Origin of the sequence: Pseudomonas sp. Irchel 3H7 (assembly GCF_900187605.1) — a bacterium.
Lineage (GTDB): Bacteria > Pseudomonadota > Gammaproteobacteria > Pseudomonadales > Pseudomonadaceae > Aquipseudomonas.
In genome coordinates, this window is the sequence record NZ_FYEA01000006.1 from 314,017 (window position 1) to 339,385 (window position 25,369).

23 protein-coding genes are annotated in these 25,369 nt (G+C 59.3%); 9 read left to right on the forward strand and 14 right to left on the reverse strand.

Features of this window, described 5'->3' with window-relative positions; genetic code table 11:
• Positions 1 to 33: 33 nt before the first annotated feature.
• A complete protein-coding gene (htpX, locus tag CKW38_RS13870; protein WP_007908619.1) occupies positions 34 to 921 on the reverse strand; it encodes a protease HtpX in 888 nt (295 codons plus the stop codon).
• A 303-nt stretch (positions 922 to 1,224) separates the two neighbouring features.
• Positions 1,225 to 2,436 (reverse strand): pyridoxal phosphate-dependent aminotransferase, encoded by a 1,212-nt coding sequence (locus CKW38_RS13875; protein WP_007908620.1) that lies wholly within the window; start codon positions 2,434 to 2,436, stop codon positions 1,225 to 1,227.
• A 224-nt stretch (positions 2,437 to 2,660) separates the two neighbouring features.
• On the opposite strand from CKW38_RS13875, the gene msrB reads away from it, so the two are divergent.
• From msrB to CKW38_RS13890, 3 genes are all read left to right on the forward strand, one after another.
• Positions 2,661 to 3,056 carry a peptide-methionine (R)-S-oxide reductase MsrB gene (gene msrB / locus CKW38_RS13880; RefSeq protein ID WP_007908622.1) on the forward strand — a complete coding sequence of 132 codons (396 nt, stop codon included), beginning with the start codon at positions 2,661 to 2,663 and terminating at the stop codon, positions 3,054 to 3,056.
• A gap of 109 nt (positions 3,057 to 3,165) precedes the next feature.
• Positions 3,166 to 3,651 (forward strand): glutathione peroxidase, encoded by a 486-nt coding sequence (locus CKW38_RS13885; RefSeq protein ID WP_007908624.1) that lies wholly within the window; start codon positions 3,166 to 3,168, stop codon positions 3,649 to 3,651.
• On the forward strand, positions 3,648 to 4,109 hold the full coding sequence (locus CKW38_RS13890) for a MarR family winged helix-turn-helix transcriptional regulator (RefSeq protein WP_007908626.1): 462 nt from the start codon (positions 3,648 to 3,650) through the stop codon (positions 4,107 to 4,109). The genes CKW38_RS13885 and CKW38_RS13890 overlap by 4 nt, the downstream gene beginning before the upstream one ends.
• On the opposite strand, the gene CKW38_RS13895 is transcribed toward CKW38_RS13890, so the two are convergent.
• On the reverse strand, positions 4,093 to 6,414 hold the full coding sequence (locus CKW38_RS13895; RefSeq protein WP_007908628.1) for a response regulator: 2,322 nt from the start codon (positions 6,412 to 6,414) through the stop codon (positions 4,093 to 4,095). The genes CKW38_RS13890 and CKW38_RS13895 overlap by 17 nt on opposite strands.
• A gap of 166 nt (positions 6,415 to 6,580) precedes the next feature.
• Here CKW38_RS13895 and CKW38_RS13900 point away from each other — a divergent pair, with 166 nt between their 5' ends.
• Together CKW38_RS13900 and CKW38_RS13905 are read left to right on the forward strand one after the other, a co-directional pair.
• On the forward strand, positions 6,581 to 7,471 hold the full coding sequence (locus CKW38_RS13900) for an ATP-binding protein (protein WP_007908631.1): 891 nt from the start codon (positions 6,581 to 6,583) through the stop codon (positions 7,469 to 7,471).
• Complete coding sequence (locus CKW38_RS13905; protein WP_007908634.1) at positions 7,468 to 7,950, forward strand: GAF domain-containing protein; 483 nt, start codon at positions 7,468 to 7,470, stop codon at positions 7,948 to 7,950. Before CKW38_RS13900 ends, CKW38_RS13905 begins: the two co-directional genes overlap by 4 nt.
• Here the strand turns inward: CKW38_RS13905 and CKW38_RS13910 are convergent, their stop codons facing one another.
• From CKW38_RS13910 to CKW38_RS13945, 8 genes are all read right to left on the reverse strand, one after another.
• Positions 7,951 to 10,896 (reverse strand): HD domain-containing phosphohydrolase, encoded by a 2,946-nt coding sequence (locus CKW38_RS13910; RefSeq protein WP_095113034.1) that lies wholly within the window; start codon positions 10,894 to 10,896, stop codon positions 7,951 to 7,953.
• Between the two features lie 47 nt (positions 10,897 to 10,943).
• Positions 10,944 to 14,588 carry a transporter substrate-binding domain-containing protein gene (locus tag CKW38_RS13915; RefSeq protein WP_095113035.1) on the reverse strand — a complete coding sequence of 1,215 codons (3,645 nt, stop codon included), beginning with the start codon at positions 14,586 to 14,588 and terminating at the stop codon, positions 10,944 to 10,946.
• Between the two features lie 8 nt (positions 14,589 to 14,596).
• Positions 14,597 to 15,223: a response regulator transcription factor gene (locus CKW38_RS13920; protein ID WP_007908640.1), complete on the reverse strand. Its 627-nt coding sequence runs from the start codon at positions 15,221 to 15,223 to the stop codon at positions 14,597 to 14,599.
• Between the two features lie 361 nt (positions 15,224 to 15,584).
• A complete protein-coding gene (locus CKW38_RS13925; RefSeq protein WP_095113036.1) occupies positions 15,585 to 16,913 on the reverse strand; it encodes a deoxyguanosinetriphosphate triphosphohydrolase in 1,329 nt (442 codons plus the stop codon).
• Between the two features lie 76 nt (positions 16,914 to 16,989).
• A complete protein-coding gene (locus CKW38_RS13930) occupies positions 16,990 to 18,153 on the reverse strand; it encodes an EAL domain-containing protein (RefSeq protein WP_095113037.1) in 1,164 nt (387 codons plus the stop codon).
• Between the two features lie 124 nt (positions 18,154 to 18,277).
• Positions 18,278 to 18,616, reverse strand: a complete 339-nt coding sequence (locus tag CKW38_RS13935; protein ID WP_007908651.1) for a hypothetical protein — start codon at positions 18,614 to 18,616, stop codon at positions 18,278 to 18,280.
• Complete coding sequence (locus tag CKW38_RS13940) at positions 18,613 to 18,999, reverse strand: phage holin family protein (RefSeq protein ID WP_007908652.1); 387 nt, start codon at positions 18,997 to 18,999, stop codon at positions 18,613 to 18,615. Before CKW38_RS13940 ends, CKW38_RS13935 begins: the two co-directional genes overlap by 4 nt.
• 2 nt (positions 19,000 to 19,001) lie before the next feature.
• Positions 19,002 to 19,316 carry a YqjD family protein gene (locus CKW38_RS13945; protein ID WP_007908653.1) on the reverse strand — a complete coding sequence of 105 codons (315 nt, stop codon included), beginning with the start codon at positions 19,314 to 19,316 and terminating at the stop codon, positions 19,002 to 19,004.
• 304 nt (positions 19,317 to 19,620) lie between these two features.
• On the opposite strand from CKW38_RS13945, the gene CKW38_RS13950 reads away from it, so the two are divergent.
• Complete coding sequence (locus CKW38_RS13950) at positions 19,621 to 20,829, forward strand: ammonium transporter (protein ID WP_007908654.1); 1,209 nt, start codon at positions 19,621 to 19,623, stop codon at positions 20,827 to 20,829.
• Here the strand turns inward: CKW38_RS13950 and CKW38_RS13955 are convergent.
• Complete coding sequence (locus tag CKW38_RS13955) at positions 20,826 to 22,538, reverse strand: monovalent cation:proton antiporter-2 (CPA2) family protein (protein ID WP_095113038.1); 1,713 nt, start codon at positions 22,536 to 22,538, stop codon at positions 20,826 to 20,828. The genes CKW38_RS13950 and CKW38_RS13955 overlap by 4 nt on opposite strands.
• Before the next feature lie 208 nt (positions 22,539 to 22,746).
• Between CKW38_RS13955 and CKW38_RS13960 the strand changes: the two genes are divergently transcribed.
• From CKW38_RS13960 to CKW38_RS13970, 3 genes are all read left to right on the forward strand, one after another.
• On the forward strand, positions 22,747 to 22,983 hold the full coding sequence (locus tag CKW38_RS13960; RefSeq protein WP_007908657.1) for a glutaredoxin family protein: 237 nt from the start codon (positions 22,747 to 22,749) through the stop codon (positions 22,981 to 22,983).
• Positions 22,984 to 23,095: 112 nt separating this feature from the next.
• Positions 23,096 to 23,413 (forward strand): transcriptional regulator, encoded by a 318-nt coding sequence (locus CKW38_RS13965; RefSeq protein WP_007908658.1) that lies wholly within the window; start codon positions 23,096 to 23,098, stop codon positions 23,411 to 23,413.
• A gap of 70 nt (positions 23,414 to 23,483) precedes the next feature.
• Positions 23,484 to 24,374, forward strand: a complete 891-nt coding sequence (locus CKW38_RS13970; RefSeq protein WP_007908659.1) for a pseudouridine synthase — start codon at positions 23,484 to 23,486, stop codon at positions 24,372 to 24,374.
• Between the two features lie 78 nt (positions 24,375 to 24,452).
• On the opposite strand, the gene CKW38_RS13975 is transcribed toward CKW38_RS13970, so the two are convergent.
• The gene (locus tag CKW38_RS13975; protein ID WP_007908660.1) at positions 24,453 to 24,674 is read right to left on the reverse strand and encodes a YgdI/YgdR family lipoprotein; all 222 of its coding nucleotides are present in this window, start codon (positions 24,672 to 24,674) and stop codon (positions 24,453 to 24,455) included.
• Positions 24,675 to 24,752: 78 nt separating this feature from the next.
• Positions 24,753 to 25,355, reverse strand: a complete 603-nt coding sequence (mobA, locus tag CKW38_RS13980; protein ID WP_095113039.1) for a molybdenum cofactor guanylyltransferase MobA — start codon at positions 25,353 to 25,355, stop codon at positions 24,753 to 24,755.
• Positions 25,356 to 25,369 lie beyond the last annotated feature (14 nt).

Consider the following 25,369-nt stretch of genomic DNA (forward strand, 5'->3'; position numbering starts at 1 on the left):
TCACTGCGGGCCTTTTCATTGTTACCGGTCAGATCAACCGCGACGACGCAGCGCGTCAATACGCTCTTCCAGCGGCGGGTGGCTCATGAACATGCGGGCAAAGCCCTGTTTGATGCCACCGTTGATGCCAAAGGCGTTCAGGGTGTCCGGCATGTGCACCGGCAGGCCCTGTTCGGCGCGCAGGCGTTGCAGTGCGCCGATCATTGCGCTGGTGCCGGCCAGACGTGCGCCGGCCTCGTCGGCACGGAATTCGCGCTTGCGCGAGAACCACATGACGATCGCACTGGCGAGAATGCCCAGTACCAGTTCGGCGAAGATGGTCGCCACGTAGTAGGCGATGCCCTGGCCTTCTTCGTTCTTGAAGATCACCTTGTCGACGAAATTGCCGATGATCCGCGCAAAGAACATCACGAAGGTGTTCACCACGCCCTGGATCAGCGCCAGCGTGACCATGTCGCCGTTTGCCACGTGACCGATTTCGTGGGCCAGTACGGCTTTCACTTCATCGGGTGAGAAGCGCTCGAGCAAGCCCTGGCTGACCGCGACCAGCGCGTCGTTCTTGTTCCAGCCAGTGGCGAAGGCGTTTGCTTCGTAGGCCGGGAAAATACCGACTTCGGGCATCTTGATCCCGGCTTCGCGGGACAGTTGCTCAACGGTTTGCAGCAGCCATTGCTCATGCCGGGTACGTGGCTGGCTGATGATCTGGGTACCGGTGCTCATCTTCGCCATCCACTTGGAGATGAACAGCGAGAACAGCGAGCCGGCGAAACCAAAGACTGCACAGAAAACCAGCAGCTGACTAAGGTCGAGATCAACCCCGTTGGCCGCCATGAACCCGTTGAAGCCGAACAGGCTCAGGGTGATGCTGGCTATCAGCACGACCGCCAGGTTAGTGGCCAAAAACAGCAGGATGCGCATCATGGTTGTAGAAATCTCCTCAAGCTAAAGATGTAGCGTACTGCGGGGTATATAAGGTGCTGCACCGGGCTATTCAACTGAGTGACTATTTCAAACTGTGTCCTACAGCAGATTCTTCGGTGCTCGGCACATTTCCCACGACAGAAACTGATAGGGATGACGGCCAGCCGCGACCCGTCGCCATTACGCCGGACGCAGGTAAACGGTATGAATCGCAAGTGTAGAAGGCGTGCGCGGAGGTGGAACGCAGAAGTGTTGCTGAATCAGACAGTGCGCAACGTTTGGCCGTTGCGCACTGCTGGCCAGTTACTGGCGGTAAGACTTGAGGAAGTTGCCGATGCGGCCGATGGCCATTTCCAGATCATCGACGCGAGGCAGCGTGACGACGCGGAAGTGATCCGGCCACGGCCAGTTGAACGCCGTGCCCTGTACCACCAGCAGCTTCTCGGAGAGCAGCAGGTCGAGGACGAATTTTTCGTCGTTGTGGATCGGGCAGACCTTCGGATCGATTTTCGGGAACGCGTACAGCGCACCCATCGGCTTGACGCAGCTCACGCCGGGAATGTCGTTGAGCAATTCCCAGGTGCGGTTGCGCTGCTCCAGCAGACGACCCTGCGGCAGCACCAGATCATTGATGCTCTGATAGCCGCCCAGTGCGGTCTGGATCGCATGCTGGCTCGGCACGTTGGCGCACAGGCGCATGTTGGCCAGCATATCGATGCCTTCGATGTAGCTCTGCGCGTTGTGCTTCGGCCCGGAGATCGCGATCCAGCCGGAACGGAAACCCGCCACACGGTACGACTTCGACAGACCGTTGAAGGTCAGGCAGAGCAGGTCCGGGGCCAGCGACGCGGTGCAGATGTGCACGGCATCGTCGTACAGAATCTTGTCGTAGATCTCGTCGGAGAACACCACCAGGTTGTGCGCACGGGCGATTTCCAGCATGCCCAGCAACACTTCCTTCGAATACACCGCGCCGGTCGGGTTGTTCGGGTTGATGATCACCATGGCTTTGGTGTTCGGGGTGATCTTGGCCTTGATGTCGGCCAGATCCGGGAACCAGTCGGCGCCCTCGTCACACAGATAATGCACGGCATTGCCACCGGCGAGGCTGACGGCGGCGGTCCACAGCGGATAGTCCGGGGCCGGCACCAGCACTTCGTCGCCATTGTTGAGCAGCGCCTGCAGCGACATGACGATCAGCTCGGACACGCCGTTGCCCAGGTAGATGTCTTCGATGCCGACACCTTCGACATTTTTCTGCTGGTAGTACTGCATCACCGCTTTACGCGCGCTGAACAAGCCTTTGGAGTCGCTGTAGCCTTGCGCGGTCGGCAGGTTGCGGATCACATCCTGAAGGATTTCGTCCGGCGCTTCGAAACCAAACGGCGCCGGGTTGCCGATGTTCAGCTTGAGGATGCGCTGGCCTTCCTCTTCCAGTCGTTTGGCGTGCTTGAGCACCGGGCCGCGAATGTCGTAGCAGACGTTGGCGAGCTTGTTCGATTTGCTGAACTGCATGGCGATGTGATCCCGAAAATGAACGATCCAGGCGGTGGATGGACAACCGTGCTGGGATTCCTGTGTTTTCACACAGGCGGACGTCTTGAGCCGTGGCTCCCATAATCCGTTTGAATGCGCCCGGTCTGGCTGCCAGACTGGTGCGTGACGAGGCGCAATCATACGTGCCGCCCGATCCGTGGAAAAGGTACAGATCGGGCTTTTTCAGCCGCTGAGGTGTGATGATGGAAAAGTTGGAAAAAACCCTGGAAGAATGGAAAGCCATGCTCGACCCGCAGCAGTACGAGGTTTGCCGCCTCAGTGCCACTGAGCGACCGTTCTCCGGCAAATACAACGCGACCAAAACCGACGGCGTTTATCACTGCGTTTGCTGCAACGAGCCGTTGTTCGACTCCAAGACCAAATTCGATTCCGGCTGCGGCTGGCCGAGCTTCTACGCGCCGATTGGCGAAAGCGCGATGACCGAAATCCGTGATACCACGCACGGCATGATCCGCACGGAAGTGAAGTGCGCGCGCTGCGATGCGCATCTGGGTCATGTGTTTCCCGACGGCCCGCCGCCGACCGGCCTGCGGTATTGCATCAACTCGGTGTGTCTGAACCTCGAACCGCGCGCTTAAACGATTGAAGGCGACCTTCGGGTCGCCTTGTTATTCGATAATTAAATTGCACACAATTTAATTGCTCGCTATGTTTGGCCTTTCCTGACTGTCTGCGGAGCCCAGTGCCATGAGCGACAACCTGCTGAACATCCCGTGCACCACCATCAAGGGTGAGCAAAAGACCTTGGCCGATTTCGCCGGCAAAGCGGTTTTAGTGGTCAACACTGCGAGCAAATGCGGTTTCACCCCACAGTACAAAGGCCTCGAAGAGCTGTGGCAGACCTACAAGGATCAGGGGCTGGTGGTTTTGGGCTTCCCGTGCAATCAGTTCGGCAAGCAGGAGCCAGGCAACGAAGGGGCGATCAGTGAATTCTGTGAGCTGAACTTCGGTGTCAGCTTCCCTCTGTTCAAGAAAATCGACGTTAACGGTGCCGACGCGCATCCGCTATTCGTGCAACTGAAAAAACGCGCGCCGGGTCTGCTTGGCTCCCAGGGCATCAAGTGGAACTTCACCAAGTTCCTGATTGGCAAGGACGGAAAACTGGTCAAGCGTTTTGCCCCGACCACCAAGCCGCAGGAGCTGAGCGGCGAGATCGAAGCCCTGCTCAAATGAACAGCCTGCCGGTCGATTCGCTGAAGCTCGACAGCCAGTTGTGCTTCAAGTTGTACGCCGCCTCCCGAGCGGTAATTCGTGCCTACAAGCCGATGCTCGATCAGCTCGGTCTGACCTACCCGCAATATCTGGCGATGCTGGTGTTGTGGGAATGGCAGGACGCCGCGCCGGAGCAACCGACCGTCAAGGCCTTGGGCGAGCGCCTGGCACTGGACTCGGGCACGCTGACGCCGTTGCTCAAGCGTCTGGAGCAGTTGCAGTGGGTGCAGCGCCAGCGTTCCACGCGTGATGAACGGGAAGTCCACCTGAGCCTGACACCGGCCGGCCAAGCGTTGCGCGAACAGGTCGGGCCGCTCAAGGCCCGGTTGCTGTGCGACAGCGGGGTCGATCTGGACCGCCTCAACGACCTGCGTGACGGCCTCGATCACTTGTTGGGGCAGATCAAAGCGCTGTCGTAGTCGGGATCCACTGATCGAGCAGGGCCGCGAGTTCTTCACGGCGGAACGGCTTGGCCAGATAGTCGCTCATACCGGCCGCACGGCAGCGCTCGCGTTCCTCGGACATGGCGTTGGCAGTCAGGGCGACGATAGGCAGGTGCGGCCAGCGCCCGCTTTGACGGATCTGCCGGCTGGCTTCGTAGCCGTCCATCACCGGCATGTTGCAGTCCATCAGCACCAGATCGAATTCGTGATACTCCAACTGATCGAGCGCTTCGGCACCATGGGCAGCGACGATGACCTCGCAGCCCAGTTTGCCGAGCATGCCTTTGGCCACCAACTGATTGACCGGGTTGTCTTCGACCAGCAACACCCGCCCGCGCCGCACCGAGGGAGCGGTTTCGAGCTGCGCATCGTTAATGGCAACGACGTCCGGTTGCAGGGTGCGGCGCAGGTTCTGGTAAAGCGCGTTGCGCGCCAACGGTCGTGCCTGTTGTTGCAGAGGCGCGAGCGCAGCCGCTTCTTCGCTCGGCAGAAAGCTGCCGTAGGCGGTCACCAGCAAAATCGGCGCAACGAGCGTCGGGCGCAAGCCGAAAAGGCACTCAGGGCAATCGGTAATCACCACGTCCGGGGTCAGGCCCAACAGTGAGTCATCAATGGTGCGCTGCTCATACGCAAGCCCCCAGACCGGCAGCAGGCTCTGCAACAGTTCCGCCAGACCGCTGCTGGCCGCAGTGATGGCGAGCACTTTTCCATGCAGAGGTGCCGGGACCAACGCTCGGGTATGACACGGCAGAGGCAACTCGGCACAGAACTGACTGCCAAAACCGGTCTCGGAGCTGATGGTCAGGCGCCCCTGCATCGCTTCGCAGAGGTTGTAGGTCAGCGCCAGTCCCAGCCCGGTGCCGCCGTACTGTCGAGTGATGCCGGCGCCTGCCTGCGTGAACGGCTGGAAGATTTTCAGCTGCGCGTCCTGGGCGATACCGATGCCGGTGTCGCAGACCTCGATGCGCACGCCATCCTGGTAGGTCGACAAGCGCACGTCTACCCTGCCGAAACGGGTGAATTTCAGGGCGTTGGACAGCAGGTTGCTGACGATCTGCCGCACGCGGGTCGGATCGCCCAGCACCAGCGCCGGGAAGTGCGGATCGATCAGGCAGGTCAGCTCGACGCTTGGCGCCGCGTTCTGCGATAGCAGGTTGGCGGTATCTTCGATCAACGAGCCAAGATCGAACGGGATGTGCTCAAGCTCCAGTTGCCCGGCATCGAATTTCGACAGGTCGAGGATATCGTTGAGCAACTCGACCAGCACCTTGCCCGAATCGTGGGCGATCGACAGCTGTTGCTGTTGCTCGGCATTCAACGGGCCGTCGAGTGACAGCGCAATCATCCCCAGCAGGCCGTTGAGTGGCGTGCGGATCTCGTGGCTCATGTTGGCGAGGAATGCCGAGCGGGCTTCGGCCATTTCCAGGGCGGTGCTGCGGGCGACTTCGAGTTCCTGATTGGACTGGCTGAGCCGCGCGTTGATCGCCTTGAGTTCGGCGGTGCGCGCCGAGACGATGTTTTCCAGTTGCCCGAGGTAGTCGGTCAGGCGGTTTTCGGCGTTGCGCCGCTGTTGAATCTCGGTGGCAATGTTCTCGAATTGCTGATTGGCGACTTTGACCAGCACGCCGATTTCATCGTTACCGTGGCCGGACGGACATTCCAGCGTAGTCGGCTCGGCGCTGCGCGGGTCGCGCCCACTGAGTTCGCGGATCACCCGCACCAGCGGTTTGGTCAGCATCACGTAGAACAGCGCCAGCAGGATACCGGTGAGAATCAGGCTGCGCGCGAACCCATTGAGCAGGGTCACCTCGGCCCGGCGCAGAAAACGGCTGCCGAAGGCATAGGTGTCGACCTCGAGGCTCAAGACCCCCAGCGATTCGTTGGGCAGGTGATCCAGATACAGACGATCCTCGAACTGGCGCTTGGCGCCAAACAGGAAGTCGCTGATCACCCGGTAGCCGCTTTGCAGTTCCGGGCGTTTGACGCTGGCCAGCACGGTATTGTTGTTGTCGATCAGTTGTGCAGAAATGATCGCCGGTGAGCGCAACAGGCCCAGGGTCAGTTCCTGCGCCAGTTCGGCGTCGATGTTGTAGGCAATCCGTGAGGCCGGGTTATGGCTGATTTCCAGCAAAGACAGGATTTCACGGTTGATGGAGGCGTCTTCACTGGCATAATCGATGCCGATTTGCAGCAGGCTGAGCAGCGTGCCCAGAATGAACCCGACCAGCACAGTAAGCCTGGCTTGCTTGTATGACAGCCGGTGGGTGAATTTGATATCCATGGGGTGTTGAACCACTTCCGTTTCCCTTCGCTGCTCAAGCATAGTCGATCATGTATGGATACCGAGGTTCCCGAATCGCCTTGTAACAAGGCTTGGTAGGGTGATTTTTATCTGTGTGTCGTCGCTGGATCGTCATCATCACTGTGAATGTGCCCGAGGAGAAGACGTGGATTCCCGATTGAATGCTTTTCTTGAACGCGCCGAGTCGGTTCTGGCGCGGATCGAACCGTTGTTGCCGGCACCACGGCCGGTGATCGACTGGGGCACTTGTCTGGCGGCGCGCTGGCAGCGCGATGGGCGCAGCGGCTACTTGTTGCCGCTGGAAGTCAGCCTCGACATGCGCCTGTCCGACCTGATCGGTGTTGACCGTCAGCTCGAACAACTGGGGCGCAACACCCAGCAATTTCTCGATGGCATGCCGGCCAACCATGCGCTGCTGTGGGGCTCGCGCGGCACTGGCAAGTCGTCGCTGGTGCGGGCCTTGCTGGCGGAACACGCCGCCGCGGGTCTGCGCTTGATCGAGATCGAGCGCGATCATCTGGCGGATCTGCCACGGGTGGTCGAGCAGATCGGCAAACTGCCGCAACGTTTCGTGTTGTTTTGCGATGACTTGTCGTTCGAATCCGGTGAAGGCGATTATCGCGTGCTCAAAAGCGTGCTCGATGGTTCGCTTGAGCAGGCCCCGGACAACGTCTTGCTGTACGCCACTTCCAACCGTCGCCATCTGGTGCCGGAGAAGGAAAGCGACAACGAAAACTGGAAACGCGTCGACGGCGAACTGCACCCCAGCGAAGCCGTGGAAGACAAGATCGCGCTGTCGGACCGTTTCGGTCTGTGGCTGTCGTTCTACCCGTTTACTCAAGAACACTTCCTCAACGTCGTCGAGCACTGGATCGGCCAGTTGGCGGCCAAGGCCGGCCTGAGCTGGCAGCGCGACGAAGAACTGGACATCCTTGCCGTGCGTTGGGCCACCGGCCGCGGAAATCGCAATGGACGTTGCGCTTACCAATTCGCCCGTTACTGGGTGGGACTGAAATTGTTGGAGCACAAGGCATGATTGATTTGCAACAAAGCGGCCAAGGCCTCGAAGGCTATGGCATGTTGGCCGCACAACTGGAATCGCTGCTGGCGGACGAGCGCGATTTCATCGCCAACGCCGCGCAGTTTTCGGCGTTCCTGTTCAACCAGCTCGATGATCTGAACTGGGCGGGTTTTTACCTCAACCGTAACGAAGAGCTGGTGCTCGGCCCGTTTCAGGGGCAGATCGCTTGCGTACGCATTCCGTTCGGTCGTGGCGTGTGTGGCGCGGCGGCAGCGACTCGGCAAACCCAGCGCGTTGAAGATGTGCACGCGTTCCCGGGGCATATCGCCTGCGACAGCGCGTCGAACAGTGAACTGGTCGTGCCGCTGGTCAAGGACGGTCGCCTGATCGGTGTACTTGACCTCGACAGCCCGAAACTGGCGCGTTTCGGTGCGCAGGATCAGGCCGGTATCGAGCAACTGGCGGCGATTTTCCTGCGTCTGACCGACTGCTGATCACGCGGTCAGGCCAGCCTTGTGCAGCAGGCTGGCCGGATCCACGTTGTCGATCTGCGCGGGATCGAGAAAACGCACGGCGTACTGCATGTACACGCCATCGTTGATGAACAAACCAAACAGCTGGGCATCGATGTGTGCTTCGCGGCACATGGTGGCCATGATCGCCAACGCCTCACTCAAGGTTTTCGCTTTCTTGTACGGGCGATCGGCTGCGGTCAGCGCCTCGAAGATATCGGCAATCGCCATCATCCGCGCCGGCAGGCTCATGTCCTCACGCTTCAGGCGTTTCGGGTAACCGGTGCCGTCCATTTTTTCATGATGACCGCCGGCGATCTCGGCAATGCTGTCGAGGTGGCCGGGGAAGGGCAGGTGGCTGAGCATCATGATCGTCTGCACCATGTGGTGATTGATCACGTAACGCTCTTCGCGGGTCAAGGTGCCGCGGCTGATGCTCAGGTTATACAGCTCGCCGCGATTGTATTTGTAGCGCGGCACATCCAGCTTGAAGCCCCATGGATTGTCTTCGGGAATCAACTCGTTCGGGTCGCGTTCGAGCAAGTGCTCGGGCTTGTCTGCCAGAAGCTTTTCACTAACCGGCAAGCTCGGTGCCGGCGTTCGCGACTGACGCCGATTCTCCTCCCAGGACACACCCAGCCGGTCATCAAGGGTACGCATCCAGGTGCGTCGGCCGAGATGATCAAGGCGCTGCAGATCTGCTTCGGCCATCGCTTCACTGCCTAGATTGCAGCGCGCGACAAAGGCAAAATCGTCGTCGAGCGCCGTCAGCGTGGCGTCGCGCAGTTCGGCCAATGCGGTCTCATCGCCGTCCAGGGCGCGCGCCTGCCAATAGCTGATCCAGGCATCACGCTTGAGCACTTCGAAACGTGTGCGGATCTCGTGGATGCGGTCGTTGATGGTTTCCAGTTTGGTGGCCTTGTCGACCACGTATTCCGGCGTCGTGACCTTGCCGCAGTCGTGCAGCCACGCGGCAATGTGCAGGGCTTCCCATTCATCTTCGCTCGGTTGGTAGGCGCTGAAGGCCGGCGCCTGACTGGCTGCTGCGGCCTGGGCAAGCATCAGTGTCAGCTCCGGCACGCGCTGACAATGCCCGCCGGTATACGGACTCTTGGCGTCGATGGCACCGGCGAGTAATTGAATAAAGGCGTCGAGAAGTTGTTTCTGACGGGCTTGCAGACGCTGGCTCTCGATGCTCACCGCCGCCGCGCCGGACACAGCCTGCAAAAAAGCGATGCGATCAGGGCGCAGTTTTTCCAGATCGGCTGCGGTGCCGCTGTCGCTCACCAGCAGAATCAGCAGGCCGATGGTTTCGTCGTGGCGGTTGTGCAGGCGGATGCCGATCAGATGGATGCGCGGCGATTGCATTGCCAGCAGGACCTTCTGCAAGTCGCCGGCCTGATCAAAGCCGAAGTTGCTCACCACGTTGTTGGCGCTGACCAATTGTCTAAACCACGCCGGGCCGTTGCTCTGCTGCAGGTCGTGGCCCTGGATGTCGAACGCCTCCAGGGTCTGTGGCGTGCCATCTATCACCAGGCCGTAAGGCTCCATGCGGCTGCTGTCGCTTTCACGCAGATAGATCAGCCCTGCCTGCGCCTGAGCAATCTGCACCGTTTCAAACAGCACACGGTGCAGCAGGGGGGCAAAGCGGGTTTCGGCGCCCAGGGTGTCGGTGATCTGGAAGAAACTCGCCAGGGTGTCTTTCATTCGTGCCATCGACACACTCAACTGGTCGACTTCAAGCACCGGCGAGCGGCGTGCCAACGGAAAATTGAAATCGAAACTGCGGATGGCGTCTGCTTCCTTGACCAGCGCGTGCAACGGCTTGACCAGAATCCGCGAAATCACCCAGCCCAGCGGCAGGCATAGCAGCAGGGTCGCCAGGGTGATCAGCGCGCCTTGCCAGCGCAAACGGTAGGCATCGACCAGTAACTCGTCTTCCGGCACCAGCAACGCCAATTGCAAACCTTTCGGGCCACCCTCTTGAATGCTGCTGCGGGCGACGATCCAGTGGCGCCCCTCCGCTTCCACGCGATTGCCCTTGGCTGCGCCGGACAACAGCGTATGCAAGCCCGGACTCAGGTCCGCCGCTTTGGCCAGAGAGGCCGTGCTGCCGTCGACAATCAGGCGCTCGCTGTCGGGGTAGGCCACGGCGTTGCCCTCGGCGTCGAACAGGGCAATCTCGGTGGAGGGGGTGACGACATGTTTACTCAGCGCGGCGGACAGGGCGACCAGCGTCAGGTCCGCGCCAATCACGGCGTTCTCGCCGCTGCGCCGGGCCAAGGTCGTGCCGACATTGTGTGTGGAGAAAAACACGTAGGGCTCGGTGGTGATCTGTTCCTCTTGTTGACGGGCATCGTTGAACCAGGCACGGCTGCGCGGATCGTAGCGGTCGCCTGGGTTGTCCTGACGGCTTATCGGGGTCAGTGCCTGATCGAAAAACAGCGATTGCGAGTGCATCGCGCCCTGCGGGTCATGCTCGATGCTCCAGACCTGATACGCCGCCGCTTCAGGGGCTTTGAGCAGCGCTTTCAGTGCTGCGCTGCGCAGTGGACGGACCATGAAGAAGTCGCCATTGGCATAACCCAGGTACAGCGACGCCAGGTTGGGATTGTCGCTGAGCGACTGGCTGAAGGGGCGGAGCAGGGGCATGCGTTGTTCAAGGCGCGCAGCCTGAGTGGCGGGGTTGTCCGCCAGCAAACTCAGCAAATGGCGGATCGGCTGATAGGTGGCCGCCATGTCCAGGCGCACGTCCTGTTCGATCCGTTCGAACAGTTTTTCGCTGCTCGAGAGGATGATCTGCGTGGTCTGGTGGTAATTGAACAGGCCCAGCACGATTCCCGTAAGCAGCAACAGGAAGGTGAACATGACGCTGATGTGCACATGCAGCGGAAACCGGCGTTGCTCCGGGCGCAGTGGGCTGGGCATTTCGGGCTCTCCATGATGGTTAACTCACTGCTCAGCGCCAAGCATAGTTAAGGCAGGCTCATTGTGCTTTGATCCGACACCGTCAATTGCTGCTGCAAGGCGTGCTCGAGATCGAGCATCGCCCGGTTGCTCGCTTCGCAACGGCGAGCGATCTCGTCTGTCGACAAGGCCTCGGCGCAGGCTTGCTCAAGGGCGTCGCAGCACTCGATCACGCGTGATGCCTGAGCGATACGCGCGGCCCCCTTGATCTTGTGAGCGACCACCGCCAGCGCCGCGCGATCATGTTCAGGCGACAGCGCGAGCAGTTCCTGACGATCGAGACGGCTGCTTTTGAGCAACTCGGCCAGCAAACGGCGGGCTTGAGCAGGGTTGCCACCGGTCAGCATGTTCATGTTTTGCAGGTTGAAGGCCGGTGGTGCACACGTCGGCGTGATGCCATCGACCCACTGGCTGAGCAGGCTCAGGCTCAAGGGCTTGAACAGGCAATCGTTCATGCCGGCCTGTTTGCAACGCTGGATTTCCTCCGGCTGTGCATTGGCCGTAAAGCCCAGCACAGTGCAGGGCGGGCAGCGTGCCTGGAGTTCATGCTGGCGAATGGCGCGAGTCAATTCGTAGCCATTCATCAACGGCATGTTGCAGTCGACGATCACCAGGTCGAAATGGCCCGCCCGCCACAGTGCCAGGCCACTGCAGCCGTTCTCGGCAATGCTGAAGTGATGTCCGAGAAACTCCAGTTGCTGACACATCAACAATCGATTCGCCGGATGGTCATCTACCACGAGCACACGCAGGGGCGTTTGCGATGTCTTGATCGCCGCTTCACTTTTCACTGTGCTCAACTGTATCGGCAAGGTTTCCAGCGCCAGGGAGATACATACCTGAGTGCCGATGCCCGGCTGACTGTTCAATTGCAGTTGCCCGCCCATCATTTCGCAGAGGTTGCGACTGATCACCAGTCCCAGGCCTGCCCCGCTTCTACCTTGTTGACTGCTGTTTTCCGCCTGGGCAAATGGTTCGAACAAGCGCTGCTGGTCCTCGGCACTGATACCGACGCCAGTGTCCTGTACGGTCAGTTGCATCAAGGCACGGGCCGGCACCTCGGTGTTCATGAGGTCCAGGGTAATCCGCACATGCCCCTGCTCGGTGAATTTGATGGCATTGCTCACCAGATTCGACAGCACCTGTTTGAAACGCAGGGGGTCCAGATGCACATCGATTGCCAGGTCCGGTGGATTGAAGATGACTTGCAGGGTGAGGTTTTTCTGCCGGGCGAGGCCTTCGAAGATTCTTGCCACAGACGCCACGGTATCGACCAGATTGACCCGTTCCGGGCAAAGACTCAGACGCCCGGATTCGATCCGTGCGATGTCGAGAATATCGCCGATCAAACCCAGCAGATCGTTGGCCGAATGATAAGCCGTGTCGATTGATGAGCGATCCGGATGCTGTTGATCCATACGTTTGAGTGTCAGTTCAAGCATGCCGATCACGGCATTCATTGGCGTGCGGATTTCGTGACTCATGGTCGCCAGAAACGTGCTTTTTGCCCGGTTGGCCTCATCTGCCTGTTCTTTGGCCGTACGCAACTCTTCGAACAACTGACGGCGTTCGCTGATGTCGATCCAACCGCCGATGATGCCTTTCACGTCGCCGCTGGAGTCACGGTACGGCAGTATCCAGTGATAGATCGTCAGGCGTCGGTTGCCGATGTGCAAAGGCCGGTCGACCACCATCGGTGTGCCTTCGGCGACGACGCGTTGGTAATCGGCCTGAAAAGCCTGAGCCTCGAAGGCGTTGCTCAAGGTGCCCTCAATGACGCTTTTGCCGATGACGTCTTCGCGTTTGGCATTGAACGCTTCGAGGTAGCTTTCATTGCAGCTTTGCAGCAGGCCTTGGCGGTCGCGGACATAAATCGGATGCGGTGTGCCATCGACCAGTGAACGCATGAATTCAAACTGGTCGTTCAGCGCGCGCTCGGCGGCCTGACGTTGTTTGATCTGGTGACGCATATAGGCGTTCCAGGCCAGAAGCAGCAGCAGTAACAGGCAAGCGCCGACGATCACTTGGTAGAACAGGCGCTGGTAGTTATGCCAGATGTTCTGCGATGCCGTGGAGTAACCGCGCCAGCGGCCATTGATCACGCCCAGCTCATCGGGGGCGATGCTCAACAACGCCTTATTGATGATCGACGTCAGTTCCGTGTTGTCCCGGGCGGTTGCCAGCGAAAACGCAGCCTGGCCGGTGCCGATGGTGGTGGTGATTTGTAATGCCTGATTGAAGATCCGCGAAGAAATGAAGTAGTTGGCAATCACCAGTGAGTTCACCGCGCCGTCGACATGTCCTTCAGCGAGCAGCGATACCGCGCTGAAGGTATCCGCGGTTTCGATCAACTGGATGCGCGGATACTCTCGGCGCAGGTATTCGACCATCGGATTGCCTTGGGCAATCGCCAGTTGTTTGCCTTTGAGCTGGCCCAGGTTGGTCGGGCCGTCGGCACTCTTGCGGGTCAGCAGAACGTAGGAATTTTCCAGATAGGGACGACTGAAGTTGAGGGTTTTTTCGCGCTCCGCTGTCGGCAACAATGCTGCAATCAGATCGGCTTGATGGTGGTCTATCTGCTGGATCATTTCCGCGTCGTTGCGGCTGCGCCGGATCTCGAAACGCAGGCCGGTGCGCAGGCGGATCAGTTCGAGCAGGTCGGCACTGATGCCGCGAAAATTGCCGTCGTTGTCAAAGAATGTCAGGGGCGCGAACGCTTCATTGACGACCACGCTGACCACCGGATGCTGTTTGAGCCACACTTCTTCGCGCTGGGTCAGTTGCATTTTCCGGTCGGTGAGCAACAGATCGCTGCCGGCGCTCCAGCGCTTGGCAATATTGTCGCGTTCGCTGGCAGGCACTGCCTTGAGCACGGTGTCGACGATGTCGAGCAATTGTGGGTTGTTGCGGCGCACGGCGAAGCTGAACCCCTGGGCTTCCTGCTTGCCGAAATTGGCCATGCGCACATTGTTCAGGTAACCCTTGTTGATCATGTAATGCGTCGACAGGGTATCGCCGAGAAACACATCGGCCTGGTCAAACGCGACGGCGTTGATCGCGTTCTGGTAGGAGGGGTAGCAGGTAATGAGCGCCTTGGGATACAACGCCTTGACTTCGGGTAACGGCAAATAGTGATAGACCATGCTCAGGCGCAGCCCGGCCAGGCCTTCGGTGAGTGAGCGGGTTTCGTCTTCGCGGGTGACCAGCACCGGCAGGTCAATGGCATAGGGGGTCGACAGCGCCAGGTTGGCATTGCTCGCTTCGAACCCGTTCGCGGTACCCAGCAGGTCGACCTGGCCATCGACCAGTGCCCGAATCGCCGCATCCCGGGATGGAAAGCGCTGCACCCGGACAGGCAGACCGGTGGCCTGGCCAAGGAGTCCGGCGTAGTCAGCTGTCAGCCCTTCGTAATCCTTGCCACTGACCGTCATGTCAAACGGCGGGTAGTCAGGCGCCGAAGTGCCCAGAACCAGTTCGCTACGCGCAAGCATCCATTGCCGCTGGGACTTATCGAACGTGATCGATACCGGCTCGTTTGCCGACCTGCTTAGCAAGGCATAGTCCGGTGAACCGCCGGGCATGGCGAACACGTTGGCGCTCAGGTAAAGACCTGCACTCAACGCAATTAAATAGTCCTTCAAACGGCTGGGCATGCGGGCTCTCACACGAGTGCGTTTCGTTTGGCCATCTCGATAAGTTCTACAAGGGATTTGGCCTTGAGTTTCTGCATCAGGCGTTTTTTGTAAGTGCTGACGGTTTTATTACTTAGAAACATGCCCTTGGCGATCTCCTTGTTAGTGCGGCCTTGGGCGAACAATTGCAAAACCATCAACTCGCGATCATTGACGGATTTGAACAGTTCCAGTTCGGCAAAACGGATATCGTCACTACGAACCGGATTCAATGCCTGGCTGGGGAAATAGTTGTAACCGGAAAGTACTGCTTTGATTGCACTGACCAGTTCGCTCAGGTCTTCCTGTTTGCAGACATAACCCGATGCGCCGGATTGCATGCAGCGAATGCCGAACAGTGTCGGACACTGCGCCGTCAGAATCAGGATTTTCAACGGCGAGCCCATGGCATTGAAGCGGGCCAGCACCTCCAGGCCGTCCAGCTTGGGAATGCTCACATCGAGAATGACCAGATCGGGCATGCACTCGCGCACCATTTGCATGGCATCGACTCCGTTATCGGTTTCACCGACGACCTTGTAACCTTCATGCTCCAGCAGCATTCGAACGGCGAGACGGATGACCGGGTGATCGTCGACAATAAAAACGGAGTTCATAATCAAATCCCATGCAAGCACGAATAAAGCGCGCACCTTAGCTCAGTTGAATGAGCACTCGCATGAAGTGACATGGCTCCAGTCACGTTATCGGATTAATCCTACAACTAATAAGGAAACGGACTACGTTCAAACTAGGTTTGACGTAAGGAGGAGCAGAATTTGAAGAGGCTTATAGTTTGACTTGAATGATTTGCAAGTACTGGCTGTAAATGGCTTTTTATAGATGTTTAAACTTGCTGAATCGCCGCGTGGTCATTGTGGATCTTCAGCCCTGTCAGTGACGCGTTAAAAGTTCTCGGGTTGACCTGGGGGGCTGCATGCGGGTAGCCAAAACCATGGGCGCCCGCATGCGATGGAGTCAATGGCTGGAACGGCCGGTCATTTCCAGCGCCATGTCGCTGGCGTAGCTGTCGGTCATGCCGGCAATGAAATCGATCATGCGCAGAAACGACGTGTGTAACGAACCTTGAGGATCCGGTGCGTTACTGCCCAGCAGATCAAGAATGCGCCGGCTTTTGAATGACGGCGTACGACCGTTGTGTTGTTCCAGCGCGGCGCCGCAGAACGAATTGAGCAGGATCTCCAGCGTCGTATACGCGCCGATTTCATGCAGGGTTTTGCGCTTGTCCTGAAAGATTTTCTTGCGGGCGATGTCCTTGGCGTTCAAGACGCAACGCTTGGCCGGGCCGTGCATGTGCTCGACCAGATCGCCGTGCAGCGTGCCGGCGAGGAGTGCGTCCTGTTGCTCGACAAAGGCCCGCGCCGCGGCGTTGGTCAAATGCTCGATGGCCTTGCCGCGCAGGATCGCCAGTTTGCGTCGTCGCGAATCCTGCGGGCCGAGCTGACGATAGGTTTCCGGCAGATCGTCGCCCACCAGCCCGAGCAGCAGGGATTCGACTTCGGCGTATTCCAGCAGCTCCATTTCGAGGCCGTCTTCGAGATCGATCAGCGCGTAGCAGATGTCGTCGGCGGCCTCCATCAGATACACCAACGGGTGACGCGCCCAACGCTGGTTTTCGATTTGCGGCAGGCCCAGTTTGTGGGCGATCTGCTCAAGCAGCGGCAGCTCACTTTGATAGCAGCCGAATTTGTGTTTCTTGTAGCCCAGGGAGTCGGCGTGGCGCGCGGTCCACGGGTATTTCAGGTAAGTGCCGAGGGTGGCGTAGGTCAGCCGTGTACCGCCGTCGAACTGGTGGTACTCCAGCTGAGTCAGTACGCGAAAGCCTTGGGCGTTACCTTCGAAGTTGAGAAAGTCAGCGCGTTCGGCTTCGCTCATGCCGTCGAGCCAGCCACGTCCGGCGGCCTGCTGGAACCAGTGACGAATAGCATCTTCACCGGAATGGCCGAACGGCGGATTGCCGATGTCGTGGGCCAGACACGCCGACTGCACGACCATGCCGAGGTCGGCCGGGTCGCACCATTCGGGCAAGGCACTGCGCAGGGTTTCGCCCACTCGCATGCCCAGTGAACGGCCGACGCAACTGACTTCCAGCGAATGGGTCAGGCGCGTGTGAATGTGATCGTTGCTGGTGACCGGGTGCACCTGGGTCTTGCGTCCGAGGCGGCGGAAGGCACCGGAGAAAATGATGCGGTCATGGTCTTTGTGGAAAGGGCTGCGGCCAAGTTCTTGCGGGCTGTGCAGCGGCTTGCCGAGGCGCTCGCGGTTGAGCAGGGTTTGCCAATCCAAGGCTGATTCTCTCCGTCAGGTGACTGGGGGCGTTGGCCCCTAGCTTCCCGGTTCGCGCACGCCCCTGCAAGCGTAACTACAACCCAGCCGCGTCGATGTCGATCAACAGCAAACGCTCACCGTTGTCAAAAAACTGCCCGGCCGTCAGGCAATACTGATTGCTGGTGGCATCGCGGTAGGTATTGGAGAGCGTCAAACGCCGCTCCTCCCAGCCTTCGGCGAGCAAATGATAGAAATACGGGCGCCACGACCAGTTGTGCCCCAGATAACGATTGTCGGCGAACCAGCCATGCTGCCGCCATTCGAGGTTGGGCGTCAGCTGCGTGCCGTGGCGATCGCATTGATAAAACCGCAGCAGCCAAGGAAAGGCGTCCAGTTGTGGCAACGCGCTCAAGGGGGCATGCGCCTGAGCCCAGGCTTGCAGGATCGACATCAGTTCAGCGAGTTGCTGGCGCATTTGCATCAGCCGCCCGCGCTCTGCGAGTTTCTGCCGGACATAGCGCTGGCGCAGTTCGGCGAAGTGCTGCACAAACGCGTCGGCGGGAAAGAACGCCTCCTGCGCCCGCGCGAACAGGAATCCCTGTACATAGCGCGATCCGCATTCCAGGGCGAAATTCAACTGCGCTTCGGTCTCGACGCCTTCGGCGATGATCCAGCAGCCGGTCTTCTCGGCCATCTGCGCGAGAGCCTTGACCACATCACTGCTCGGACCACCCAGTGCGGCGGCCTGGAACAGACGCATATCGAGTTTGAGAATGTCCGGTTGCAGCGCCAGCACCCGATCAAGTTGCGAGTAGCCGGCGCCAAAGTCGTCGATGGCGATTCTCGCGCCCGCCTCGCGATAACGCGTGACGACTTCGGCCAGGCGTTGACCGTTGCCGCCCAGTTCGGTGATCTCGAAGACGATGCGTTGCGGATCGATACCGTAGCGCGCCAATTGTTTGAGGCTGGGCAGAGCCTGATCGGCGCGCAGACGACTGATCCAGCGCGGCGACATGTTCAGGCTGAGAAACCAGTCTGCCGGCGCTTCATGCAAGCGGCTCAAGGCGTTGTCGCGGATCTGCCGGTCGAGGCGACGCAGGGCAATCGCGGGTGTGCGCGGGTCCGCAAACAGTGGCCCGACCGAAGCCAGTTGACCGTCGGCCTGGCGCAGGCGGCCCAATGCTTCGACGCCTGCAATGCGTCCCGTGGCGGTATCGATGAAAGGTTGAAAGCAGGCGAGCGGTTGCCCGTCGATCACGGGGCCTCCTTAGTCGTTCTTGTTCTGGTTGAACCCCGTCGACCGGATAGGCGCACGGGATTGAACCTCCGGATAAAGAGGTTCATCCCGCAGGTATTGCAAGAATGTAGCCAGATGTATCTGTTCAGCGTTTGGCCGAACTCTGCATGACCAGTTTGATCAGCGGCCCGAGGCTGGTGCCGAGCCGGATCAGCCGGCTCAAGCCACCGGCGCCGCCGCTTTTCGCGCCTTTGCCAGTGATAAAGCCCAATAGCGTAACGGCAGCCACGCCCCACAATGGCGCGTGTTTGATGCCGAAACCACCTTGCAGGTTTTGCGTCATGCCGCGCATGCGATGCAGCGGTTGCAGGACTTGCCCGGCTTCATGACGAATTTCCTGGCGATGCATTTCCATGCGCAGGCGGATCAACGCCTTGCGCATTTCCCGACGCGAGCTGTTGTGTGGCAGTTCAGGCAGGCTCATGGCAGCAGGCGCTCCCGGTCGTTGGCCAGCTCTTCGAGCGTGCCGTGGAAAGGCGAGGATTCATCGAAAATCGCCGCCTTGAGACGCAGTGCGCAGAAGATCGAGGCCAGGGTATAGAAAACGCACAGGCCAATGATCGCGGCCAGACGATAAGTGTCCCAGAACACGATCATCACCAGTGTCGATAAGCCCACCAGCAACAACAGGGCAAAGACCAAAGCCAGACCTGCGAACAGCAACAGGCTGACGGTTCGTGATTTCTGCTCCTGCAATTCGATGCCGAATAATTCGACATGGCTGTGCAGCAGACCCAGAACGGCGGCGCCCAGGCGTCGCGTGGAAGAGGCGGTGCCCGCAGTCGGGCCGGATTCACCGATCGACATAATCAGCGCCGGGTAGCCAGCAGGCCGATCAGAAAGCCGACACCGGCAGCGATGCCAACGGACTGCCAAGGGTTGGCCGACACGTAATCTTCAGTGGCGGTCACTGCAGCCTGACCCCGATCGCGCAGGGTTTCTTCGGTCAGTTTCAGCGTTTCGCGGGCGCGCAGCAGGCTGTCGTGAATCTGCTCGCGCAGCTCATCGGCCTGATCGCCGGCCAGGGTGGCGGTGTGCTCGAGCAAGCGTTCGGTGTCGGCGACCAAAGTCTGGAAGTCGTTCATGAGGATTTCTTGAGCAGTCTTTGCCTTGATGCTGGCCATGGTGGATCTCCGTAAGTGACGTCTGAAGCGTTCGAGTATGAGCCTTGCGCGAAGGTTCAGTACAAATGACTGGTACAACTTTTGCTGTGTCGTGGTGCGTTGCCCGGCGGTCGTGCGCGGTTGCCGGGCATGCGCCATGAGAAACCTTATCCCAAACAAGCCCGGTTCGTGTCAGGACATCGACCTCGTGCGCCAAAGCAGTTCGCCGGACCGTCGGCTCCGTGCCTGCGCGGTCGCAACTTGGTGCATGAAATGTGCGCATGAACCGCTTTGGTGCCTTTTTCGCCTTTAGGTCTGCCTGCTTATGGAAAATCTGCAAAGCGCTGTGGACACCCTGGTTCACAGCTCCAATACCTTGTTCATTCTGATCGGTGCGGTAATGGTGCTGGCAATGCATGCCGGTTTCGCCTTTCTCGAAGTTGGTACGGTGCGCCAGAAAAACCAGGTGAATGCGCTGTCGAAGATTCTCAGTGATTTCGCTGTCTCGACCCTGGCCTATTTCTTTATAGGCTATTGGATCTCCTACGGCGTGACGTTTATGCAACCGGCGGCGGTGCTGAGTGCCGATCACGGTTACGGACTGGTGAAGTTTTTCTTCCTGCTGACTTTTGCTGCCGCGATCCCGGCGATTATTTCCGGTGGCATCGCAGAACGCGCGCGTTTCGTGCCGCAGTTGTGCGCCACGGCGTTGATCGTCGCGTTCATCTATCCGTTTTTCGAAGGCATGATCTGGAACGGCAACTACGGTCTGCAAGCTTGGCTGACGGCGCAGTTCGGTGCCGCTTTTCATGACTTCGCCGGTTCCGTCGTGGTGCACGCCATGGGCGGTTGGCTGGCGCTGGCGGCGGTGCTGTTGCTGGGGCCGCGTAATGGCCGTTACCGCGACGGGCGTCTGGTGGCGTTCGCACCGTCGAGCATTCCTTTCCTGGCCCTGGGTTCGTGGATTCTGATTGTCGGCTGGTTCGGCTTCAACGTGATGAGTGCGCAAACACTGCAAGGCGTCAGCGGTCTGGTGGCGGTCAATTCGTTGATGGCGATGGTCGGCGGCACGATGGCAGCGCTGCTCGTCGGCCGCAATGACCCGGGCTTCCTGCACAACGGCCCATTGGCCGGGCTGGTGGCGATCTGTGCCGGGTCCGACTTGATGCATCCGGTCGGTGCGCTGGTGACCGGCGCGATTGCCGGTGCGCTGTTTGTCTGGTGCTTTACCGCTGCGCAGGTTAAATGGCGCATCGATGACGTATTGGGTGTTTGGCCACTGCACGGCCTGTGCGGTGTTTGGGGCGGGATTGCCTGCGGGATTTTCGGCCAGGCCGCGCTCGGTGGTATCGGCGGCGTCAGTCTGATCAGCCAGTTGATCGGCACCGCACTCGGTGTCGCGGTGGCGTTGATCGGTGGCTTTGTCGTATACGGCGTGATCAAGGCGCTGCACGGGCTGCGCCTGAGTCAGGAACAAGAGTATTACGGCGCCGACCTGTCGCTGCACAAGATCGGCGCGGTGAGTCAGGACTAAGTTTCAGCATCATCGCTACCGGGATAAAAACCGTGAAGCAGGCGATAGCGGTCGATGCGCACCTGATCGACTTTTTCCTGCACCTGATGCGCCGGCAGACCGAGCATGATCAAGGCGTGAGAGGCGAGCATCAGGCTGGACTCCAACAGCTCCGGCACCACTTCGGTGGCGCCGGCGGCTTTCAATTCGGCCCATTGGCTGTCGTCGCGGGTGCGTACCAGGATCGGCACGTGGGCGTTGAGTCGGCGCGCTTCCTTGAGGATGCGCAGGGCAATATCACTCTGATCCACGGCGACCACCAGCAGTTTTGCGCGCAGCAGGCCAACGGCGGTCAGCAGATCGCCGCGTGATGAGTCGCCATAATGCACGTCACTTTCTCCGCTGGCGGCTTCCTGTACGCGAACCGGATCACTGTCCAGTGCGATGTAAGGCTGTTTGGCATTGCGCAGGAAACGCCCGATGGATTGACCGACGCGGCCGTAGCCACAAATCACCACGTGCTGATTGAGGTCGGCGTTGAGTGCGCTGATTTCCTCGATCTGTGCTTCCTGATTGGGCTTGCGGTGGAGTGCTGTAGCGATGCGGGGCGCCGCGCGCAATAGCAGTGGCGTCAGCAGCATCGAACAGAACGTCGCGGCGAGCAGAAGATTGCCCAGCGCCTCGGGCATCATGCTGTGTTGCTGCATTTGCGCCATCAGTGCAAAGCAGAACTCGCCCCCCTGCGCCAATGCCAGGCCGCTACGCCACGCCGTTTCGCTGTCGCTGCCGCGCCACTTCACCAACAAGGCGACGACGATGCCCTTGATCACCATCAAGCCGACGGTGAGCCCGAGGATCAGCAGGCTGTGACTGACGAACAGTTGCAGGTCGATGAGCATGCCGATGCTGACGAAAAACACCCCGAGCAGGATGTCGCGAAACGGTCGGATGTCGGCCTCGATCTGATGCCGATAGTGGCTTTCACCGAGCAACATGCCGGCCAGAAATGCACCGAGGGCAGGGGACAGGCCCAGCAGGTGAGTCAGCCACGCGGTCAGCAGCACAATCACCAGCGCCAACAGCACGAACAACTCAGCCGAGCGTGACGCGGCCACTTCATGAAACAGCCTCGGCAGTAACCAGCGACTGGCCAGCAGCAGACCGACAAACAGCACCACGGTTTTCGCCAGTGTCAGCGGCAGCGCCCAGTACCAGGCTTGGGCGCTGCTCCCGGCAAACACTGGCACCAACGTCAGCAGCAATACTGCGACAACGTCCTGAAACAGCAAAACGCCAACGGCATTCTGCCCGTGACTGCTGAACACCTCGCCGAGGCTGCCCAGTTCTTTGGTCACAATTGCCGTCGATGACAGCGAAAGCCCGGCGCCGAGCAGCAGCGCCGGCGTCGTCGGCATGCCCAGTAGCATCAGCAACAAACCGAGCAGTGCGGTGCTGATCAGTACCTGCTGACTGCCGAGGCGGAATACCACCTGGCGCAAAGCGATCATCTTCGACAGGGAAAATTCCAGGCCGAGTGAAAACAGCAGAAACACCACCCCCAGTTCGGCTACGTCAGGCAGGTGTTCGCTTTCGTTGACCCAGTCGAAGGCACTCGGCCCGACCAGCAATCCCACGCACAGATAACCCAGAACCGGCGGCAACCGCAGGCGCCGAAACAGCGCAATCACCACGAGGGACGAGGCGAGGATGATCAACAAATTGGCAAACACTGGACACTCCGATGTCAGATTCAGGCTTTTCAAGCGTAGAGGCAAAAAGACCGGGAGGATCGCGCAAATGGTTTTTCTGTGGACTGATTTGCGTCAGGGTTTTGCCTGTGAACCTTTGTCGGAGGACTGGAGCCTTTGGGCGGCGGTGGCTCGACGGGTTTTCAGCTGCGGCCTAGAATAGGCCCACTCATTTCCTGGTTGAGCGCTCATGCTTCCTGAATGTCAGCTGTTCGGCACCCTTGGATGCCATTTGTGTGAAGTTGCCGAGGCCGAGTTGATGCCTTTCGTTGAGCACGGCCTGCTGGTTGAACTGGTCGATATCGCTGAAGACGAATCTTGGTTTGAGGCTTATAGCCTGCGGATTCCGGTGTTGCGTCGTGTCGACACCGGGGCAGAACTGGGCTGGCCCTTCAGCGCTGATCAAGTTGTGGCGTTTCTGCGTTAATTCGTATTTTCTCATTCATCCCGCCGGTCGCCGCTGCCATCCATTCCTTGGCATTTTACGGATTGTTCGGTTACTGTATGTTCATACAGTAAATGCTTCAGAGGGATGAACCGTGGTCAATGTCGAACAGTTGAAAAACAGCGTGAACCGGATGTCGGTTGACGTGGTGCGCGAGGCCGTTCTCGAATTGCGCCTGGACGGGCTGGTCACGGAAGGCAAGACGCCCTTCAACAAGCTGCATTTCAACACTTGCTTTGCCGAAATCGAGGCCTTGTTTCAGCGTGCCGGTTATCACAAACAACTGGATGTGGTCGGTTATCAAGGGTTGCTTTACGCCTTGTATGACCCGGGCCGCTGGGAGGCTGTCGATGTCCTGCGCTGGCTCAAGGAGTTCACAGACGCCGCAGCGCTCAAGTCGATCCCGGCCTGAGCAATCTGCGCTAGGCTCGTTTCCCTCCGTGCTGGATAATGCCGCCCTGTATTGAGGGTTTGATTTCCGTATGTCCACATCTACATTCTCTGCTGCGCAGAATCAGGCGAGCACGCTTTATCTGCCGCCGGGTCCCTGGCTGACCGTACTCGATTGTCTGTGTGAGCATTTTCGTGCGATTGATCGCGAGCAATGGCTGGACCGCATCGCTCGGGGGCGAGTTCTGGATGGTGATGGTCAGCCGATCTCGGTGGATTTGCCTTACAAGGAAGGCTTGCGAATTCATTATTTTCGCGAAGTGCCGGACGAAAAGCCGATCCCGGTGGTCGAGTCGATCCTGTATGCCGACGAACATCTGGTGGTGGCTGACAAACCGCATTTCCTGCCAGTCACACCCGCCGGCGAGTACGTTGAGCAGACATTGTTGCGCAGGCTGATTCGTCGCCTGGACAATCCCCATCTGGTGCCTTTGCACCGCATCGACCGGCATACGGCGGGACTGGTTATTTTCTCGGCCAACCCGCAAACCCGTTCGGCTTATCAGTCGCTCTTCCCGACGCGGCAGATCGACAAACGCTATGAAGCCATCGCCCCGGCGCTGCCAGATCTGAGGTTCCCTTTGGTGCACAAGAGCCGTCTGGTCGATGGCGAGCCGTTTTTCCGCATGCAGGAAGGCGCAGGGGCCAGCAACACCGAAACGGCGGTGGAGGTTCGGGAAAAGCATGGCGATCTGTGGCGCTATGGATTGTTTCCGGTGACCGGCAAGAAACATCAACTGCGTGTGCACATGACTGCGCTGGGGGCGAGCATCTGCAACGATCCGTTTTATCCGCAGGTGTTGAAAGACGTCGAGGATGACTACGCCAATCCGCTGAAGCTGCTGGCGCAGGGTCTGCGGTTTATCGACCCGGTGAACGGTGAAGAGCGCGAATTCGAGAGCCGGATTACGCTGCAATGGTGAGGCCCAAGCCACCTTTCGAACGCCCATGAAAAAGCCCGCATTAATGCGGGCTTTTCTGTATCCGGTGTCGACCAGAGCTTACAGCTCTTTAACGGTGCGAACCTGATCCTTGTTGATGCGGGTTTCTTTGCCGTCCAGCTGTTTGAACTCGTAGAAGCCCGAATCGTCATCGTATTTCGGGGTGTCGACGGCCTGGATTTCGCGACCGTCATTCAAGGTGATCACTGTAGGCGACGAGCAACCGGCGAGGGTGGCAAGGCCCAGTGCGAGCATGAAAGTGGCGAGGGTCCGTTGAGTCATGGGTGTGTCTCCGAATGGGAATTCTTTTGGTTACTGAGCTTGAGACGTATACAAGGCGTGAGAGTTCCTTGAATGGTGTCAGTCTGACACAGTGTTGTGGGAATTTAACAGTTCGGGGGTGTTCAGGTTGGCCAGTCGCGGGTCGTTGTCCGGGCATTGCAGGGCAGTAGCGCCGAGCATGCGCATAACCCGGCCGGGGCTGCGCTCACCGGCGTTCCAGGCCTCTTCGAAGGCGGGTCGAAGGGCTGCCGGAATCACACACAGCAAGGGTTCCCAGTGCTCGTCATGGCGCAACATTAAAGGTTTTTCAGGATTCTGATTGGCCGTCTCGCGCATGCTTTGCAGTAACGCTGCGTCAATGCGCGGGACGTCACAGGGCAAGACCAGCAGGTGCGAATGGCGCGCAGCTTTCAGACCCGCACGAATGCCGGCCAATGGCCCCGGATAGTCGCCTTCGTCATCGACCACCAATTGATCAGCGAATGGCGCGTAACGCTCGCGATTACGGTTGCAGGAGATGATCAGGTCATCAGTCAGCCCACGGACCTTGCGCTGCAAATGTGCAATCAACGGCTCGCCCTGCCATTCGACCAAACCTTTGTCCTGGCCGCCCATGCGTTGGCCGCGTCCACCTGCCAGGAGCAGAATGGAGCAGGGGGGCAGTTGCGTGTCGAGGATCATGGCAGCTCTCCAGA